The organism is Streptomyces sp. A01 (assembly GCF_059026195.1).
In genome coordinates, this window is sequence record NZ_JBWLKN010000015.1 from 182,123 (window position 1) to 199,527 (window position 17,405).

Sequence of the window (17,405 nt, forward strand, 5' to 3'; positions counted from 1 at the left end):
CGCAGTCTCAGTAGCGGACATTGCGCAGGTCATGCGTCCATGCCTCGCCAGGGTTCTTGTCCCAGTAGGCCCGCAGGGCCAGCTCCCGCTCGGAGAACCGGCCCTGATGGCAGAGGCCGCCGTGGGAGAGCGTGACACTCATGGCGAGCGTCGACTCGGTGGTGACCCAGTGGGGTGTCAGCGCGTGGCTCCAGAGCTGGTCTCCGGGTCGCATGGTGACGGACTGGCGGTCGGCCGCATCGTGCGCGGGTGGGTCCTCGCCTGTGGTCTCGCCGATGACCGCCGCGTCAGCCGGCAGATGCTTGTCGGGATCAAGGTAGCTGTGGAAGGTTTTGACGCCGTGAATCTGCCAGACCATGCCGTGCGAGTTGTCGTTGTGGTATGTCGAGGCGGCACCCCACGTGGACAGGAACAGGATGGGTGCCAGGCGCTGCCAGGTGAAACCTTGGGCAGCGAGCTGAGTGCGCCAGGGGATCATGACCTCCTCCTGGAAGCCTTGCAGCACGTCGTCGTAGAAGCGGCTGAGGTTGAAGTGCACCAGCCGGAACGGCCAGGCGACGATCTCCTCGATCGGCGCGGTGCGGAAGGCAGCGGTGCGATCCATGCGCACCTGCCAGTCGTCGTCCCCGAGGAGCGTGAACCGGGCCTCCTCATCCCTACGCAGGTGATCGAGGACGTCGATGGCGGGCAGGAACGTGTAGTCGAAGGGGACCTCCAGCGGGAAGTTCGGCGTCTGCCGCCACCGATGGATAAAGTCGTCGGGCGTCGTGATCGTCATAGATCTGTCCATGGAGTCGTGTGCGCTGGGCCGCTTCATGCCGGCGCGGCGCACGAAGCACTGCGGTCGTCGGACGCGGTGGCGGGGCGGCAGATGGCAGCGCAGTCCGGGGTCACCCGGGCCTGCGCCGGGGCGGTCAGGAAATGTCTGATCACGGCCCGGGGAGCGTGGACGCTGACCGACGCCTGGCCGTAGGGACAGCGCCGTATGGAGCCGTCTGCGGATACGTACGCGGTCGCCGAACGGCATGGCCACCGCTCTCCCCCATCTGGGGGGAACTGCAGGTCCTTAAGCTCGCCGAGGTAGGCGCGGTATCGGTCGGACAGGTTGAAGTACCGGTCGAGCCGATCGGCGTCGAGGTGGTGCTGCACCAGGTAGTCCTGGACCGACTTGCCCTCGCGGCGCAGGGCGCGCTCGTCGAGGACGACGGGGCTGAACTGAACTTCCACCCCGGCCTCGGACACGAGGCCGGCCAGTTCCTGACACTCGCCGTCGCGCAGGCCCCAGCAGGTGACGTGCAGGATTTTCATCTCGGCGCTGATGGCGCGCAGCGTGTCGAGGCCCGAGGTGGCGGTGCGGGTGGTGCGGCCCAGCAGCATCGCGCCTTGCGAGTCGGCAGAGACGGTCGCGTTGGCCAGCAGATGCGCCACATCGGAGAGGGCGACGACCTCCACGACGGTGCGGGCCGAGGTCACCATCGACACCGACATGCCGAACTGGTGGGCCAGCCGTATGAGTTGCCGGAGCTGCGGGTGGTGGGTCGGTTCGCCGCCAGTCAGGCACACCCCCTCCACCCCCGCCTCCTTCAGCCGCGACAGGAGGCGGGCGTAGGTCGCGGTGTCCAGGAAGCCGTGAGCGCGGTCGGCCCGGAAGCAGAATCCGCAGGCCACCTTGCAGTGCCCGGCCGTGGACACCAGCGCGGTACGGACTTGGGCGTTCATTGCACCCCCGTGTTGTCCCACACCGCGATCTCCACGGTGCTCGTGTAGAACGCGCACATCTCGGGATCTGGAGTGTTGCCGCCGATGAGGGCCTGCTCGTTGCGGGACGGCCCACCGCAGATGGCGAGCGCAGGGCAGTTCCCGCACTCGGGGATCGGGGCGACCTTCTTCGCCACCCCGGCCAGAAGGCCCGGATCGGCGCGCAGCTCGTCGAGGGTGTGCAGGAACGACGGCTCGGTGAAGTTGATGTCGCACAGGCTGACCCGGCCGCCGGGCAGCAGAGCGGCGTTCAGACTGCGGTCGCCCTGCATGTGGTCGAACAGCATCGGCCGACGGGTGTCGAGGGCTTGGAAGGCGCGATCCAGGACGGAGAACAGCACCCCGCCCCGCCCCAGTGCGGCCACACGGGCCTCATACAGCTCGCAGGCCAGGTCGGCGCCGTTGACCTGCCACCGGCCCGCGGTCGGGATGGGCGTGTTGACGTAGATGAACTTCAGCCCGAGGTCGTCGATGATCCACCGAACGGCCTCGGCGAGACGGCCGATATTCGCCGCCGTCGGGGTGAGGTTGCAGCCCACATGCAGCCCATCCGCCTCGACGAGCCTGGCGACGTTACGGCGAATCCGGTCGTCTGCGGGCTGTCCGCCAAGCAGTAGCCGGTTCGCCGAGTTGACGCCCGGAGGACCGTCGATGGAGATGCCGACTCCGTACTCGTACGCGACGAAGTGATCGAGAGCCTCGTCGGTCAGGCGAGCACCATTGGTGACAACCGTGCGCCTTACCCTGGCCACGTCGTAGCGGTCGGCGAGGGTGTCGGCGAGCTGATCGCCGTATCGCATGAGGTCGAAGCGGATGGTGGGCTCGCCACCGAACCACTGGATGGACACCTCTTCCTGCCCGGCGTTCTGCTCAAACAGGAACTCCAGCCCCTCCGAGAGTTCCTCCTTTGTCATGTCCGGCTTGCCGGAGTTCGTATCGACGAAGCAGTACGTGCAGGCCATATTGCAGCGGTCTGTAAGGACCACACGTAGACCGCTGATACGGCCGGGAGCGGCGTCCAGGCCAAGAAATTGAAGACGGTCATGGAGCGCTTCGCGCCGGTCGGTCATGGGGCCGCCGGGGGTGAAGCCGAGCCCAGCGAGGGCTTCATGAGTCGCGGTCGGGGGGACCCCGGCGAGGTCGTGGACCTCGCCGGAGTCGATGAACACACTGCCCAGCGCGACTGGATCGAGGAGAACCGCTTCCCCATCCCGTTCGTACTGGAAGTATTTCCCCCACAGCATCCGGGGGACGGCCACGGTCGTCAGGCCGTCGCTTCTTCTTCGGCGATCCCGAGCTCGCCCATGACCGCGCGGACCTTCTCCTCGGCGGCGGCCTGAAGCTTCGCGGAAGTGGCCGGCGAACCACCGTCAGCGAGGACGATCACGCCGGGCAGCGTCGGGTTCGGCGCGATGACCGTGACGCCGGCCGGATCGGTGCTGATGACCATCATCGCTCCCTTCAGCTCGACCCAATCGGTCTGCTCCTTGAGCGCCTCGATGATGCGGCCCTGCTTCTCCTGGAAGGAGGCGCGCTCGCCCATCCACACGCCGGCCTTGGACTTGGAGTCCACGACGTCCGCGTAGATCAAGTGGTCCTTCTTCTCTCGCCTGGCTTGAGGCATGGCTGATCCTCTCTGCATGCTGGATGTGCTGGGACAACCCTTCGCGTCCACCGGAGTTCGCCGGATGCTGCCCCACCCGTGGAGTTGGGGCGGGGCGGCGCTTCGCAGTTCGATGGCCAAGCACTGCGACCGGGACATCTCTCCGTAGTGACGTGGTGACATCATGCTGACCCCGCAGGTCCTATTCGAGGACCCTGACAGGGCATCAAGAGGACTTAGACAGGGCATACTTGATGCCCAGTGGATGATTTCTCGCCGATACGAGGACATCGCATGGCACTCTCTGAAGAGAGCCCGCTCCGGAGGAGATCCATGTCCCGTCCCGCAGGCAACACCAGACTCAAAGCCGCCCGGCTGGCAGCTGGATACAACTCCCAGCAAGCCCTGGCCGACGCCATCACAAAGGCAGCACCAAAACTGGGAATCAGAGGTCTGGCCGTCGGCGTCCGGCAGGTCCGACGCTGGGAGTCCGCTACACCTCCTTGGCCGCAACCCGATGTTCACCGCGTCCTGACCCACCTCATGGGGCAGAGCATGGAAGACCTCGGATTCACACCGCCATGGGGGAACGCACGGGCGCGGCCCAGTACACCGAGCCTGAACACCCCACGTGTCTCTCTGTTCGGAGCACGGCTGGCGCCCGTCCCCGCCCAAGGGGAAGCCATCACCCAACCGGCGACTATTGGCAGGGGCTTCGGGGCTATCACACGCTCGCATCGGCGCTTGTACTGGTCCGTCGCCCCTGCCGTGCTGCACCCAGCGGTCTTGGAGCACGCTCGTCTCGGCTGCGCCCTCCTCCCCGAGACGGCGAACCCAGCCCGTCAGACCCTCGCGGCCGCACTGTCCGAGTCCTATCTGCTGGCTGGCCGGATCGAGTTCTTCGACCTGCGACGGCCGGAGCAGGCATCGGAGACCCTCCTGCGGGCTCTGCAAGCGGCAAGCGAAGCGGACGATCCACTGCTCGGAGCGGCCATCCTCGCGCACATGGCCTTCATCCCGGGCTGGGCAGACGACCGAGAGGCAGCGGTCGAGCGCATGATGGCCGCCCGTACCTACGCCCGCCGCGGAAAGGTGTCAGCCGAGTTCTGGGCGTGGCTGGATGCGGTCGAGGCGGAATGCGAGACCCGCTGCGGAGATCCTCACGCAGCGCTGCGCTTGATCCGTCGCGCCGAGGACACGCTCTCCACAGGCTCCGAGCACGCCACTCCTGAGTGGCTGGACTGGTTCAGCCCCGTCCGCCTGGCCGCGTTCAAAGGCAACACGCAGCTGAAGGCCGGCCACCTGCCTCAAGCCCGGCAGACACTCCATGAGGTACTTGACGGCCTGCCGCCCGAGTCGGACAAGCAGCGCACCGTCGTCCTTGGCGACCTCGCTGCGGTCGAAGCCGCCGACGGAAGGCCGCAGGAAGCGTGCCACTACGCCATCCAAGCTCTCGACCAGCTGGCGATCACCTGGTATGCCACCGGCATCGACCGCGTCCGCGAGGTCCGCCGCACGCTCGCCCCCTGGCAGAACGAGCAGTGCGTGCGAGACCTCGATGACCGTCTCTACGACTGGGGTACGACGGTCAGCGCCCTTCAGCGTTGAACTTGGCGATCTTCTCCGGCAGCTCTGCCAGCGAGTCGATGCGCATCGTCGTGATCGCATCGGCATCCGGGTCGCGCTGCTGGATCGTGCCCCAGGGGCCGCGTCGGATCAGGGCAGTCAGAAGCCCTGCATGCACGGCTGGGCGAATGTCGTTGTCGAGCCGGTCACCGACGTAAAGGATCTCGTTCGGCTCGGCCGGTGTTGCCTCGATCACCCGCTGGAAGAACGCGACGTCCGGCTTCGATGCCCCCCAGTCATCGCTGGTTGCGATCAGATCGGAGGGCAGGTCCAGCCCGCGCAGCAGACCGCCGGCCCGTACCGTCTGATTCCCCGCGACGCCCACCCAGAGGCCAGACTCTCGCAGCGTCGCCAATGTCGGCCGCACATCCGAGTAGAGGTCGTCCTCGCCGAACCACTCAGGTTTCCCGGCCGCCGCGCGCTTCTCCCGCTCCTCGGCCAGGTCAAACCCGGGCCGGAACTCCTGGAACGTCTCGCGGTAGTCGCGCCCCTGCGCGATGACCGCGCCGAACATTGCCGCGAAAGTGTGCCTTGGCACCCCCAGCCAGTCCGCCCACGTCCCGTACTCCCGGGTTTCGTCAATAAGACACTCACCGACATCGAACACCACAGCACGAATCATGCTCCGCAGGTTAGACGGTTCAGCGCGACGGCGAAGCAGCTCTTTCGGTCTGCGATCAGCCGCTACGCGCCGCGACAACTTGAGCAAATCCGGTCAGTTGCCTCTCCTGATCAGTCACTTCCAAGCGTGCGGAGACCAAGGACGGTCAAGGCGACTGGCCTGCGCACCATCTCTCTCACACTGGGCTGGCGAGCAACAGAGCGGAGGTCACCGTGGGCAGGCTGACGGAGGAGCAGCGACAGCAGCGAGCCCGTGCGAGAGCCCGCAGCGAAGCACTGCAGGCAGAGGAGGACGACCAGCGCACAGAGGAAAAACGCGAGCAGTGGGAACGGGAAGGCACGTACCTGAGCCGTGAGGAGTTCAAAGCGGGCCATCCCTGTCGCGGCTGCGGTGAGCCGATTCTCGACGGCCTCGGCGCCCAGCCACCGCTGCTGCGGATGACGCCTGAAGAGCGGGCCGAGTACGACGCGGCAGAGGCCCGATACAAGAAGCGTCACGGTGAGTGCCGAGCTGTGCGCTGGACGGTGAGCGGATCCCGCACCCAGCATTGCGGCCACTGCTGCCCGTCCCCTCCCACGGGTGAGGAGCAGGCGAAGGCAATCGCTAAGATCCTTTTCTCCCACAAGACGGACAAGCGGGATCTGGACGACTGGGACCTCACACTCACCTGCAACCACACGGTCCGCCACACCCAGCACCGCGACCACCAGCGCTACTCGACAGCCGTCGTGGAGTGCCCGACCTGCGGGAAGCGGCGAGGCGTGGTCGAGACCGTGCACATCGGCCCCACGGAAGACCCCGAGGGCGAGGTCCAGCGGCAGCGCTTAGCTGCCGAGCTTCGGGCAGCTGAGGCGAAACTGGAGCGACAGCGGAAGGCCACGGCCAAGACGGAGCAGCAGGTCGCTGAGATCGTCAGGAAGCTCGGCGGAACCGAAGGCTCCGGCGATTGACCGAGGATCTCCCTCAACGGCTGGCAGCAATGGGCGTCCTGCGTCAGGTCAGGGGGTCTACCGGTTCCTCCCGGGTCTCAGCAGGATGGCGTCATGTCCATCAACGACTTGCCCTCAGAAGACCGCAAGGCGGTCCTGGCCGAACGCCGGGAGGAGTACAAAAACTTCTGGCCTGGTCCCCACGGGCGCCGAGCTCGCTATGCCATCGAAATGTTTCCTCTCTTGTACGCCGACAAGCGACGCGGCCACGCCCTGATTCCCGCGACGCAGGACATGCGCCTGCGCAAGGTCGTGGAGACCTTCGGAAAGTACTTCAAGCAAGAGCTTGGCTTTGACTCTGTGCCCTTCGTCGCACAGCACAGTCGCCTGTACGCGAGTGACCCCACGGTTGAGGTCGTGCTCTTCGACGCACAGCGGGTGGAGGCGACATTCCCGATTGCCGCCAGCGCGGCCGGGCTGAGCGTCCAGGATGGGGACCGTTGGCTGGACTGGTTCTGGATCCACCCTTTCGAGCGAGGACGGGGCCTTGCCAGTCAGGCGTGGGCGGACTTGGAAGAGGTCTACGGCAAGGAGTTCAAGATCCAGCCTCCGCTCTCGCCCGCCATGGAGAGGTTCCTTACCCACCACGATGTTACTCCCGAACGCTGGCGCTTCTGAAAGCCTCCGGTAGCCCACGACCGCAGCCAATCGGGCACGAGAAGCACGAGCGGAGCGGCCTCGGTCTGGTTGCAGTTCTGGTTGCATTCACCGGCGTACAACACCGTCCGCAAGCCCCACCCACCCCGGTTCCACCACAGGTCAGAACGCTCCCGTACGCCCCAGAACCCCCAGACGAACATTTGGAAAGCGTGTTGGGGGCAACCCCTCGCGAGTTCGAATCTCGTATCCTCCGCATCCGCCTGACCAGGCGAAACGAAGAGCCGAGCCGCATTTGCGGCTCGGCTCTTCAGCGTGCGTCGGTTGCAGTTTCGGTTGCGTTTACAGTCGACATTTTGGGCATATCGCCAAGCGGGAAGGGTGCACTCCCATGGGGTGACCGACGCAGACTGCGTGGCAGAGTCATGACATCTGACGATGCCGCGGTCAGAGGCCGACCATCCGGGCCTTATTGCCACACAGCCGAGTCATGTCATCGACATCCGACGTGAGGATGGCGACCGGGCCTGGCTGGCGCAGGGCCGCTTCCACGACTGTCGCGTCGATCGCGTACTTGTGCCCGTGCAGACCGGTGGCTTTGAGCAGCCGTGCCGCCGCCTTGGCCGCTTGCTCCGTGACCGGCTCCACCTTGACCCGGGACAGCGCCCATTGCAGCCCGGGCAGGTTCACCCGGGAGTGGCTCATCTCCACGATGGTGTTGGCACTGACGACAAGGTCTGCGCCCATGTCGTGGAACACCTGGAACATCGCCAGAATCTTCCGGTCCTGCGCCACCCAGGCAGACAGCCCTTCGCTGACCAGGACAACAGTCTCGATGTGCCCGCTCACGCGGCGCTCGCGCCGCCCGTGGCCTGCGTCGTACCGAAGATCCGTACCCGCGCCTCGGCCAGCTCCTCTTCGCTGAAGGCACCGTGCTCGTCCTTGTGGCTGCGCAGATCGACGACGAGGAGCTGGTGCCGGATCTGCCGGGCGACCGCTTCGGACACGTAGCCGGAGACGTTGTCCGTGAGTTTCCTCAGCTCCGCCACCTGCTCGGTGGGCAGCGTCACCGTGATGCGAGTGGTGTCGGCCATAGGGGCAAGCATTCTGCGGTATGCGCTCTACGTGCTCGCTGTTTCCCGCAGTCGGTCCGGCCGGCGTCGTCCAGGGCGGCCGTCAACTCGCGCACGGGCTGATGCTGGGCGACCACGCGACGCGCCGGTTCAGCAGGCCCGGTGGCGATATGCCTCGACCCATTGCCAGCCCTCTGGAACCGGCTCCGGCAGCGGCAGGTCCAGAATTCCGATGCTCTGTCGAGCCGGTCCCCGAGTGCAGCGGGCGAGCACGCGTCCGTCCTCGACCAGATCAACACCGACCACACTCACCTCAACGCCGAGGACAGTCGTGGCGAACGGTACGGCGAGGTTCTCCTCGATCATCGTGAAGAAGCCCGTGAGCTGCTCACCCTCGCCGTAGGCATCGACGGTGGCCTCCTCGATCAACGCCTCCAGCACCGCTGGGTCCAAGGTGCTCATGGCCTCACCGTAGCGCTGCGGCCTACGGTTGAAGACCCGTCCGTTCAGAGGTGAGGCATCCGCCGTGGCACCGTCTCCAGCAGTGAAACCGCGGCCTGCGCTTGCCCGTGAGTGACATCACCTGGTGGGGTTTGGTCCGGTAGGAGCAGGCCATGGGTGAGAGCTGGGTCAGCGGCAGGACGGAAGAGCGTGGCACGAGTCATCGTACGAGAGCCGGGGGCGGGCGCGCGAAACGCGCCGCCAGTGGCCATGCCGGAAGCAGCGGCCCTCGCAAGGGGGCTGCTCGACGGAGGCTGGGCGGCGGTATTCGTGCCCGGTGAGCCCGCCCGCCTTGGACGGCTGCTGCTGTGGAAGCCCGCCGGGGCGGCTGCCGCAGACGGCGTGACGCCCGCAGGCGTCGACACCGATGTGGTGGAGCTGGTGCTGCCGCACGGCCGCTCGGTCCGGCGGCGCTGGGTAGAGGGTTACGCACTTCCCGCCGGCGTCGCCGTTTCCGCCCTTGCGGGGGCGATGCCGACGCATCCCTCCGGTGCCGCCTGGCAGGTGGCCGCCCAGTTCGCGCTGCGGCTGCTTGCCGACGGCCGCCTCCACCCGACCCTTACCCCGGCCGGTTACGACACCTGGCAGGCGGGTCCCTTCACCGCCGCCCAGCGTCAGACGCTCAACGCCCTCGCCGCCGCCTTCCCACCCCACGCCCACTGTCTGCCCGAGCCGAGTCCTCCGCCGGTACGGATCGCCGAACCGGCCTCACTGGTACGCCAGTTCTGCGATGCGGTCGCCGACGACCTGGTCCGCACTCCGGCTGCTCCGCTCGCCATGGGGGCGCTGCCGTACGCCTGGCGTGAGACGCGGGCCGTGCCCGCCCTGCGGGAGTGGGCCGAGGAAACCGTCGCCGCATTCACCGCCGACGTCGGCGTCTCGCTGCGCGTCGACGTACCCGAGGGGCGGCGTAGGCAGTTCCGGGCCGTCCTGCAACTGCACACCGCGGCGGATCCGACGCTTGTCGTCGAGGCCGTACGGCTGTGGAGCGAGCCGATCGAGGTGGAGCGGCTGCTCGGCCCGCGTGCCGAGACCGAGACGCTGCTCGCCCTGCGCCGTGGCGCCCGCGCCTGGCCCCCACTGCAGAGGCTGCTCAACGACGCCGCTCCCGACCAGCTCCGGCTGACCGATGACGAAGCCTTCGAGCTCCTTGGAGACGCCACCGACACGCTGCGCGCGGTCGGTATCGGCGTGCACTGGCCGCGCGAACTGGTCAAGGCGCTCATGGCGACCGCGGAGATCGGGCAGCGCACCGCACCCGGCTCCAGCGCGGGCAGCCTCCTGGACACGGATGCGATCCTCGACTTCCGCTGGCAGATCTCACTGGGCGGCGAGCCCCTCACCGAGGCCGAGATGGACGCTCTCGCCGAGACGCGCCGCCCTCTCGTCCGGTTGCGTGACCAGTGGGTGGTCGCTGACCCGAAGCTGGTGGCCCGCGCGAAGCGCCGCCGGATGGAGCCGCTCACCCCCATGGAGGCGCTGAGCGCCGCGCTCACCGGCGAGGCAGAGCGGGATGGCCAGCCGGTCGCCTGCGCGGCGGTCGGTACGCTCGGCGACCTCGTGGCCCGTATCCGCGATCCCGGATCCCGCACTCCCACCGCGCAGCCCGCTGCTCTCAAGGCCACCCTGCGCGACTACCAGAAGCGGGGCCTGACCTGGCTGGCCGACATGTGCGAACTCGGCCTCGGCGGCTGCCTCGCCGACGACATGGGCCTGGGCAAGACCATCACCCTGCTCGCCCTCCACCTGCACCGTCAGGCCGGCCCCGCCACCGCGGGCCCCACCCTCGTCGTCTGCCCCGCCTCGCTGCTCGGCAACTGGCAGCGTGAGGCGGCCAGGTTCGCGCCGTCCGTCCCCGTACGCCGCTACCACGGCGGCGACCGCCACCTCAAGGACCTGACCGACGGCGAGATCGTCCTGGTCACCTACGGCGTGCTGCGCCGCGACCGGGAAGTCCTCGCCGAGACAGCCTGGTCGCTCGTCGCCGCCGACGAGGCCCAGCACGTCAAGAACCCCTACGCCGTCACCGCCCGCGAACTGCGTGCTCTGCCCGCCCGCGCCCGCGTCGCCCTCACAGGCACCCCCGTGGAGAACAACCTCTCCGAACTGTGGGCCCTGCTCGACTGGACCACCCCCGGACTCCTCGGCACACTCACCGCCTTCCGGGACCGGCACGCCCGCGCAATCGAAGCGGGCGAGGACCCCGAGGCCGCCGAGCGCCTGTCCCGTCTCGTACGCCCTTTCCTGCTGCGCCGCAAGAAGTCCGACCCCGGCATCGCGCCCGAACTGCCGCCCAAGACCGAGACCGACCGGGTCGCCCCGCTGACGGCCGAGCAGGCCGGCCTGTACGAGGCGGTGGTACGCGAGACCATGGCGAGGATCGCGGAAGCCGACGGCATCGTCCGGCGCGGCCTGGTACTCAAACTACTCACCGCGCTAAAGCAGATCTGCAACCACCCGGCCCAGTACCTGCGCCAGTCCACGCCCTTGCGCGGTCGTTCCGGCAAGCTCGACCTGCTCGACGAACTCCTGGACACGATCACCGCCGAGGGCGAGTCGGTGCTGCTCTTCACCCAGTACAAGCAGATGGCGGCCCTCCTGGAGAGGCACCTCGCAGAGCGCGGCATCCCCACCCTCTTCCTGCACGGCGCCACCCCCGTCGCCCAGCGCGAGGACATGGTGGACCGTTTCCAGCGCGGTGAAGTACCGGTGTTCCTGCTGTCGTTGAAGGCGGCGGGTACCGGACTCAACCTCACCCGCGCCACCCACGTCGTGCACTACGACCGCTGGTGGAACCCGGCCGTCGAGGACCAGGCCACCGACCGCGCCTACCGCATCGGCCAGGACAAACTCGTCCAGGTGCACAAGCTCGTCGCGGAGGGAACCGTGGAGGACAAGGTGGCGCAATTGCTCGCGTCCAAGCGGGCACTCGCGGACGCCGTCGTCGGTTCCGGCGAGGTCGCCCTGACCGAACTGTCCGACACCGAACTCGCCGAACTCGTCGCCCTGGGGAGGCAGTCATGAGCCCCGCCATACCCGGCCCGCGCCGTACGCCCACACGTGGCAAACGAGCCTTCGCCGCGACCTGGTGGGGCCAGGCATGGGTGACGGCCCTGGAGGACTCCACCCTGGACGCCGGGCGTCTGTCGCGCGGACGCACATACGCCCGTCAAGGCATGGTCGGCCCGATCACCGTCGCCTCGGGCCAGGTCAAGGCCGCCGTCCAGGGCAGCCGCCCGCGCCCGTACCGCTCCTCGGTCCACCTGCCCGTCCTCACCGGCCCCCAGTGGGACACCCTGCTTGACACGATCGCGACCCGCGCGGGGCATCTCGCAGCGCTCCTCGACGACGAGATGCCCGCGGAACTCGTCGACGACGCCCGGCAAGCAGGCGTCCCCCTGCTCCCACTGCCCACCGAACTCGATCCGGAGTGCTCCTGCCCCGACTGGGGATTCCCCTGCAAGCACGCCGCAGCGCTCTGCTACGCCATCGCCGCCACCATCGACGCCGATCCGTTCGTGCTCTTCGCGATGCGCGGCCGCGGTCGCGAGGAGATCTTCGCCCAGCTGCGCGCGCGCCGCACGGCAGCCCAGGAGGCCGCCGCTCCACCGGCAGCGGCGGGTAACCCGGCGGCCGCCGCGTACGCCCACTGGACCGAGCACACACCCCACCTACCCGAACTTCCGGAACCCGCCCCCCACACCGCCGCGCTGCCCGTCGCCCCACCACCCGCAACCGGCCTGGCCGCCGCGGACCTGGAGCACCTCATGACCGATGCGGCGGCACGAGCCGCGCAGATCCTCGCGGGCGACACCACCAGCCTGCACCTGCCCCAGCACCAGGACGTGGTCCGCATCGCTGCGAGCAGCCCCGGACCCGAGTGGTTCCATCATCTGATCCAGAACACCGGCGCCAAACCGACCGCGGTCGCCCGCCTCACCCGTGCCTGGCGTCACGGCGGCCCCACCGGCGTCACCGTCGCCGAACAGCCCCACACCCCCGCCCCAGCGACGATGGCGGCCGCCCGCACGACCCTGATCACCGCCCTCGCCGAGATGACCGACTCCCCCGTGCACCTCAGAGCGTGGCGCAACCGCCTCACCCTCACCGGCCATGGCATCCAGCTGCGCCTGGGCCCCGACGCGCGCTGGTACCCCTACCTCCAGGACGAAGGAGGCGAATGGTGGCCTGCGGGACCGCCCGACGCCAACCCGGTCGCGGCTCTCACCGCGGCCTGGTCGCAGAACGGCGGGTAAGGGCGAGCAGAAGGCTGGACGCACTCACACTGCTCCACTTCCGTGGTTGCGGCTCCGGTTGCATTCACCGGCGTACGGCACCGTCCAGAAGCCCCACCTGCCCCGGCCGCACCGCAGGTCAGGACGCTCCCGTACTCTCAGGAACGGTCGGGCGAAGACTAGGAGAGCGTGTTGGGGGCAACCCCTCACGAGTTCGAAACTCGTATCCTCCGCCGGCCCACTGGCGTTACCAAGGCCCGGACCGTGCAAGCGGTCCGGGCCTTCGTCGTGGGCGGGATCGTTCGGCCTGGACGTCGTCAGCCGCCGAGGCTCTTCAGTGCCAGAATGGCGGCCGGCACGGCCAGACATAAGGCGAAGGTCGTCGCGAACGCGGTACCGGCGGACAAGAGCGCATCGGCCATGTCGCCCCGGGCCCACACCTTGATCAGGGCCACGGCCAGGGCAGCCACGACGGACAGCAGTGTGGCGATGCCCAGCCACAAGAGCCAGACGCGCGAACGTGCCGGGGACGGATGTGTGACCATGGAAGGGTCCTTTCGTCAGTCAGAGGAGCTGGGCGAACGGGGGGCGAGCGGCTCATCCGGCGAAGGCCCGAGCATCAGCTGCTTCAGCAGCTCCTCCCGGGTCCGGACGAGGGCGTCCGCGTACTCGCGGTGCTGCGCAGCCTGCTTGCGCAGCAACGCGCTCACTCGGACGATCTCCTGCTGCTCCGACACCGACGGGACGCGGACCGGCAGATGGCCGAGGGCATCACGGCTCAGCGAAGGGGCGGCGGTGGCCTCCGCACGGTTCCGCATCCACTGCATGCTGTGCGGCAGCGAAAGGTAGTCCACCAGGAAACCCGGATCCACCCCAGCGCCCTCACGCACCCGCAACCGGACCAGGTTGGTACTGAGGAGCCATCCCTCTTGCTCGGTCTCCACCAGTGCGGGCGAACGAAGCTCCCCCGTCCGAACGCAGATGACGTCTCCTGCCACCAGCCTGAAGTTGACGAGCTCCTGGGCCTTTTCGCGGAAGACCAACTCTTGCTCGAGGAACAAGATCCTCCCGCCCTCCAACTGACGGGGGAAGACCACAGGCACTTCGCCCCTCGGTGACCGGTCGGACTTGCCGAGGCGGGTGTAGGAGGGGCCCGGCTGGATCTCACACAGCTCGGCCAGCCGTATTTCCATCCAACCTGGCGGCAACGGGCCCGGGGCGCCTCGCACGCCCATGAGCGGGGACCAGGCGAGGCCAGCGACATCTGCGTCCGCCTCCTGCACCAGGCGGCCGAGCCGGATGGCCTCCCCGTGGGCCCGGATCAATTCCTCGCGAGCGGGCTGGGCAGCAGACAGAGACTCCGGAACGTGGTCCATGGGGCTCAAGGAGTAGCCGGAATCGGCAAACGCACCCCGCGGCACCAAGGTCGTGTGGGGATGTGGCTCGCCGTGTGCGACCAAGCCCAACGTGGCTCCGAACAGCCACGGTCTCACGACCTCCAGGATGGCACCGAGTCCGTCGTCGTCGACCACATTCCTTCTGCCCGTCCCGGTGCCGAGATGCCGGGCGTCCACCAGGAGTACCTCGGGACGCGGAGTCTCGGCGCGCCGGAGGCACCAGAGAGCAACCGGCACCGGAGTAGTGGAGAACAACCGGGGCGGCAAGGCCACGACGCACTCGATTGCACCACGCTCGATCAGGTTACGCCGGATCTCCCGTTCGGCAGCATTGACCGAATTGCCCGCTTTCACTGGCATCACCATGACGGCCCGCCCGCCTGGTTTGAGTGCCCTCATCGCATGCTGTACCCAGGCCAGGTTGTCGTTGCCCTGGGGCGGCGCGCCGAACTCCCAGGCGCCGTGCACTCGCTCCGCCCCCGCGGTGTCGCTCATGTTGAACGGCGGATTCGTCAGCACCACGTCGGCAAAGCCCGAGCGAGCCCCGTCGGATGCCCACGGCATGGCCCGGGTGCCGCGAAGGACCGCTGGTGAGCCGTGCAACGCGATGTTCATCCCGGCGAACCGCAACGTGTCCCTCCGCGGGCTCTCACCGTGGAGTGCGGTTCCGGGCCCGACAGTGCCGCGCCGCACCGCCATTTCGGCCAGCATCTCCCCGCCCCGCACGTACGGGTCGTAGATCGATGCGTTCTTCTGCCCCGCCTCCAGTGCCAGTTCGACGGTCAGGCGCACGACTCCCCGCGGGGTGAAGAACTCTTCACTTCGCAAGCCAGCACAGTCCTCGTACTGGTCAAGGATGAGACGGAATGCCCCTCGCGGCAGTCTCGCCGCGAGCCTCACAACTCCCACGAGGTCCCCGTAGGAACGGGGTTCGAGCCGCATCAGGCTCTCCCTCATTCCTGGCGGCACTCCATGCCGGCGCAGCTCCCTGTCAGCGACGGCACCGATGCACGCAAGCAACTCCGCCATGTGCTCCGCGCCCGTTCCCTTCTTCGCAGCGTCCTCCACCTCTCGCCACGCTGCCGGAGCGGTCTCCTGTAGAAACACGAGAGACACGATCAGGCTGAGGAAGTCCAGCATTGAGGCCGACCCGCGCACACGATCCGCGTGCGAGCCCATGAGCTCGTTCACTAGCACCTTGCCTGCGACGGGGTCTCCTTCTGCGCCCCGCGCTCCGGGCTCAATCTGCGTCGGGACCTGCACGAAACCCTGCTGCCTCAAGATCCGGACCCGGTACGTGGTCCCCGCCGTTTCGCCGGGTCCCAGCTGGCTTCGCGGAACGGTACGCGCGCCCAACCAATCCAGCACCTCGGAGAGGTGGAAGTATTCGGCCCCACCGGATCGCACCGGGGTGGGAAAGTCACGGTGCCGCTTCTCCCAGGTGGTGACGGTCGGGCGGGCGACTCCTGCTTGCGCAGCGAGTTCCGCACGGCTAATCAGCGGGTCCCGCTTGTCTAACCTCATCGCGCAGTGCTCCTTCGTCCATGCCTCTGCTGACGTCCAGAACGCTAGGGATACAGCGCCTGGTCGTCCACTGCGCATGCCGAATGCGCAATGACTGTACGGAAGCCGCCGTGGCGAGCTTTGCGGCTTCAATCTGGTCGATAGCCGAACAAATCCCCCTCTCGATCTCTAAAGTTGTGGCTACCTGCCCCCCTCAGCAAACACGCGGGTTAGCAGAAAGCCACGCCATGCCTCGCCCGCTTCACAGGGTGCATGCACGACAGCCGAGACAGCAAAGAAGGAAGGAAAGTGGCCATTCTCGGCCAAGCCCTGCCGTATTTCGATCAGTCGGCCTCAGGGTCAGCCCACAGCTGCGATGCTCCGCGACAAGTCAGACGGGTTTAAGTCAACTGCACTCTTTGGGAACCGGAGGGATATCCGTCCATGCGCACCGAGACGATGACGGTCACGCCTGCCATCTGCACAAACTGGGTAAGAAACAGGGTCTGCAACCGTGTACCGTTGCGTAGTTACAACGTCGAGAAGTTCCGGGAGATCTTGCAGGCCGGACAATTCCGGACAACCCATCAAGGCTTCGCGCTGGACTTGCACGGTTGCCTTATCGATGGACAGCATCGAGCACAGGCCATCATCGACACAGGAATCTCCGTCACCGCACAGGTCACATATGACCTCGAACCGGACGCCTTCGCCGCTATCGACGGGGGTCGCGTACGGACTGCGGGCGATCACGTGGCCCAGGCATCTGGCATGGTGCAGAACAACGCCAACTACTACGGTGCGGCGTTGAAGATCCTGCGCAATCGAGCCGAGGGCCTGCACTGGACGCGTTGGTCCACGGGCAAACTCACAGCTGACGAGATTCCCGCCCTCATGGCGTCCTGGCCCATCCCGGAATCCCGGATCAACTACATGCTCGCGAAGGGACGTCAGTGCCATGCCAGCGGCACGGGACTGCTCATCAGCCACCAGGTCATCCTGGAAAAGTGGCCCGAGCGTGTCGCCGAGCTCTTCTTCAGAGGCATCGGTGACGCAAGTCGCGAGTACGTCGGCAAAGATCCCCGGGCCGTTTACACGAACACCATGCTCAACGTGAACAAGGGCGTCATCAGCAGGGACAGCGTCCAACAGTCAGCGCAAGCAATCAAGGCCTTCAACGCGCTTATCGCAGGTGAGACCATCGGCACCCTGAAGAAGATGAAGATGGGCGGCGTCAAGGTGGTGCGCAGCCGCGCGACTGGCGAGGAGATGGAACAGCAGTACCTCGCAGATCGCTATCCCGGTGTCATCGACGTACAGGCCGTCAGCCAGAACTGGCCCCACGTCACCGACCACTAGCAACGCTTCGCCGACGGGTTGATTGATCCGCGTGCTGAGTTCAGCATGGCACTGTGGGAACCTGGGGCAGACCAGATGCCTTCAACTGTCCGTGGAGCAGCTGCGAAACCTGCAGCTCAATCGACCTGAAGATATCTGCCGA

General features: G+C 67.3%; 16 protein-coding genes. 6 read left to right on the top strand and 10 right to left on the bottom strand.

Going from position 1 to position 17,405, the window contains the following annotated elements; genetic code table 11:
* Window positions 1-7: 7 nt before the first annotated feature.
* The 4 genes from AC5P1B_RS21635 to AC5P1B_RS21650 are packed head-to-tail and all read right to left on the bottom strand — an operon-like array spanning window position 8 to window position 3,382.
* Window positions 8-778 (bottom strand): hypothetical protein, encoded by a 771-nt coding sequence (locus tag AC5P1B_RS21635; RefSeq protein WP_493888971.1) that lies wholly within the window; start codon window positions 776-778, stop codon window positions 8-10.
* A gap of 35 nt (window positions 779-813) precedes the next feature.
* Complete coding sequence (locus AC5P1B_RS21640; RefSeq protein ID WP_493888972.1) at window positions 814-1,719, bottom strand: radical SAM protein; 906 nt, start codon at window positions 1,717-1,719, stop codon at window positions 814-816.
* Window positions 1,716-3,017 carry a radical SAM protein gene (locus AC5P1B_RS21645; protein WP_493888973.1) on the bottom strand — a complete coding sequence of 434 codons (1,302 nt, stop codon included), beginning with the start codon at window positions 3,015-3,017 and terminating at the stop codon, window positions 1,716-1,718. The genes AC5P1B_RS21640 and AC5P1B_RS21645 overlap by 4 nt, the downstream gene beginning before the upstream one ends.
* Window positions 3,018-3,022: 5 nt before the next feature.
* Window positions 3,023-3,382 (bottom strand): hypothetical protein, encoded by a 360-nt coding sequence (locus AC5P1B_RS21650; protein WP_493888974.1) that lies wholly within the window; start codon window positions 3,380-3,382, stop codon window positions 3,023-3,025.
* A 312-nt stretch (window positions 3,383-3,694) separates the two neighbouring features.
* Between AC5P1B_RS21650 and AC5P1B_RS21655 the strand changes: the two genes are divergently transcribed.
* Window positions 3,695-4,969: an NsdA family TPR-like regulatory protein gene (locus tag AC5P1B_RS21655; RefSeq protein ID WP_493888975.1), complete on the top strand. Its 1,275-nt coding sequence runs from the start codon at window positions 3,695-3,697 to the stop codon at window positions 4,967-4,969.
* Here AC5P1B_RS21655 and AC5P1B_RS21660 read toward each other — a convergent pair.
* Window positions 4,950-5,609: an HAD family hydrolase gene (locus tag AC5P1B_RS21660; protein WP_493888976.1), complete on the bottom strand. Its 660-nt coding sequence runs from the start codon at window positions 5,607-5,609 to the stop codon at window positions 4,950-4,952. The two genes, AC5P1B_RS21655 and AC5P1B_RS21660, sit on opposite strands and share 20 nt — an antisense overlap.
* A gap of 212 nt (window positions 5,610-5,821) precedes the next feature.
* On the opposite strand from AC5P1B_RS21660, the gene AC5P1B_RS21665 reads away from it, so the two are divergent.
* Window positions 5,822-6,559, top strand: coding sequence for a hypothetical protein (locus tag AC5P1B_RS21665; RefSeq protein ID WP_493888977.1), 738 nt, complete (start codon window positions 5,822-5,824; stop codon window positions 6,557-6,559).
* Between the two features lie 93 nt (window positions 6,560-6,652).
* The gene (locus AC5P1B_RS21670) at window positions 6,653-7,216 is read left to right on the top strand and encodes a hypothetical protein (RefSeq protein WP_493888978.1); all 564 of its coding nucleotides are present in this window, start codon (window positions 6,653-6,655) and stop codon (window positions 7,214-7,216) included.
* Between the two features lie 426 nt (window positions 7,217-7,642).
* On the opposite strand, the gene AC5P1B_RS21675 is transcribed toward AC5P1B_RS21670, so the two are convergent.
* The 3 genes from AC5P1B_RS21675 to AC5P1B_RS21685 form a co-directional block, all read right to left on the bottom strand.
* Entirely contained in the window at window positions 7,643-8,044 is a 402-nt protein-coding gene (locus AC5P1B_RS21675; protein WP_493888979.1) for a DNA-binding protein, read from the bottom strand.
* On the bottom strand, window positions 8,041-8,289 hold the full coding sequence (locus tag AC5P1B_RS21680; RefSeq protein WP_493888980.1) for a hypothetical protein: 249 nt from the start codon (window positions 8,287-8,289) through the stop codon (window positions 8,041-8,043). The genes AC5P1B_RS21675 and AC5P1B_RS21680 overlap by 4 nt, the downstream gene beginning before the upstream one ends.
* Before the next feature lie 129 nt (window positions 8,290-8,418).
* Window positions 8,419-8,730, bottom strand: coding sequence for a hypothetical protein (locus AC5P1B_RS21685; protein WP_493888981.1), 312 nt, complete (start codon window positions 8,728-8,730; stop codon window positions 8,419-8,421).
* A gap of 249 nt (window positions 8,731-8,979) precedes the next feature.
* Between AC5P1B_RS21685 and AC5P1B_RS21690 the strand changes: the two genes are divergently transcribed.
* Together AC5P1B_RS21690 and AC5P1B_RS21695 are read left to right on the top strand one after the other, a co-directional pair.
* Complete coding sequence (locus tag AC5P1B_RS21690) at window positions 8,980-11,793, top strand: SCO1167/SCO6262 family helicase (RefSeq protein ID WP_493889009.1); 2,814 nt, start codon at window positions 8,980-8,982, stop codon at window positions 11,791-11,793.
* A complete protein-coding gene (locus tag AC5P1B_RS21695) occupies window positions 11,790-13,025 on the top strand; it encodes an SWIM zinc finger family protein (protein WP_493888982.1) in 1,236 nt (411 codons plus the stop codon). Before AC5P1B_RS21690 ends, AC5P1B_RS21695 begins: the two co-directional genes overlap by 4 nt.
* Before the next feature lie 296 nt (window positions 13,026-13,321).
* Here AC5P1B_RS21695 and AC5P1B_RS21700 read toward each other — a convergent pair whose 3' ends face one another.
* Entirely contained in the window at window positions 13,322-13,549 is a 228-nt protein-coding gene (locus AC5P1B_RS21700; protein WP_493888983.1) for a hypothetical protein, read from the bottom strand.
* A gap of 15 nt (window positions 13,550-13,564) precedes the next feature.
* On the bottom strand, window positions 13,565-15,925 hold the full coding sequence (locus AC5P1B_RS21705) for an N-6 DNA methylase (RefSeq protein ID WP_493888984.1): 2,361 nt from the start codon (window positions 15,923-15,925) through the stop codon (window positions 13,565-13,567).
* 423 nt (window positions 15,926-16,348) lie between these two features.
* On the opposite strand from AC5P1B_RS21705, the gene AC5P1B_RS21710 reads away from it, so the two are divergent.
* Window positions 16,349-17,263, top strand: coding sequence for a hypothetical protein (locus AC5P1B_RS21710; protein WP_493888985.1), 915 nt, complete (start codon window positions 16,349-16,351; stop codon window positions 17,261-17,263).
* The last annotated feature ends 142 nt before the right edge of the window (window positions 17,264-17,405 follow it).

What these genes read in the sequence shown, in the direction of transcription:
- AC5P1B_RS21690 (WP_493889009.1), top strand. Translation starts at nt 8,980, where the DNA reads ATGCCGGAAGCAGCGGCCCTCGCAAGGGGGCTGCTCGACGGAGGCTGG.
- AC5P1B_RS21640 (WP_493888972.1), bottom strand. Translation starts at nt 1,719, where the DNA reads ATGAACGCCCAAGTCCGTACCGCGCTGGTGTCCACGGCCGGGCACTGC.
- AC5P1B_RS21695 (WP_493888982.1), top strand. Translation starts at nt 11,790, where the DNA reads ATGAGCCCCGCCATACCCGGCCCGCGCCGTACGCCCACACGTGGCAAA.
- AC5P1B_RS21655 (WP_493888975.1), top strand. Translation starts at nt 3,695, where the DNA reads ATGTCCCGTCCCGCAGGCAACACCAGACTCAAAGCCGCCCGGCTGGCA.
- AC5P1B_RS21660 (WP_493888976.1), bottom strand. Translation starts at nt 5,609, where the DNA reads ATGATTCGTGCTGTGGTGTTCGATGTCGGTGAGTGTCTTATTGACGAA.
- AC5P1B_RS21685 (WP_493888981.1), bottom strand. Translation starts at nt 8,730, where the DNA reads ATGAGCACCTTGGACCCAGCGGTGCTGGAGGCGTTGATCGAGGAGGCC.
- AC5P1B_RS21650 (WP_493888974.1), bottom strand. Translation starts at nt 3,382, where the DNA reads ATGCCTCAAGCCAGGCGAGAGAAGAAGGACCACTTGATCTACGCGGAC.
- AC5P1B_RS21705 (WP_493888984.1), bottom strand. Translation starts at nt 15,925, where the DNA reads ATGAGGTTAGACAAGCGGGACCCGCTGATTAGCCGTGCGGAACTCGCT.
- AC5P1B_RS21680 (WP_493888980.1), bottom strand. Translation starts at nt 8,289, where the DNA reads ATGGCCGACACCACTCGCATCACGGTGACGCTGCCCACCGAGCAGGTG.
- AC5P1B_RS21635 (WP_493888971.1), bottom strand. Translation starts at nt 778, where the DNA reads ATGACGATCACGACGCCCGACGACTTTATCCATCGGTGGCGGCAGACG.
- AC5P1B_RS21700 (WP_493888983.1), bottom strand. Translation starts at nt 13,549, where the DNA reads ATGGTCACACATCCGTCCCCGGCACGTTCGCGCGTCTGGCTCTTGTGG.
- AC5P1B_RS21710 (WP_493888985.1), top strand. Translation starts at nt 16,349, where the DNA reads ATGCGCACCGAGACGATGACGGTCACGCCTGCCATCTGCACAAACTGG.
- AC5P1B_RS21670 (WP_493888978.1), top strand. Translation starts at nt 6,653, where the DNA reads ATGTCCATCAACGACTTGCCCTCAGAAGACCGCAAGGCGGTCCTGGCC.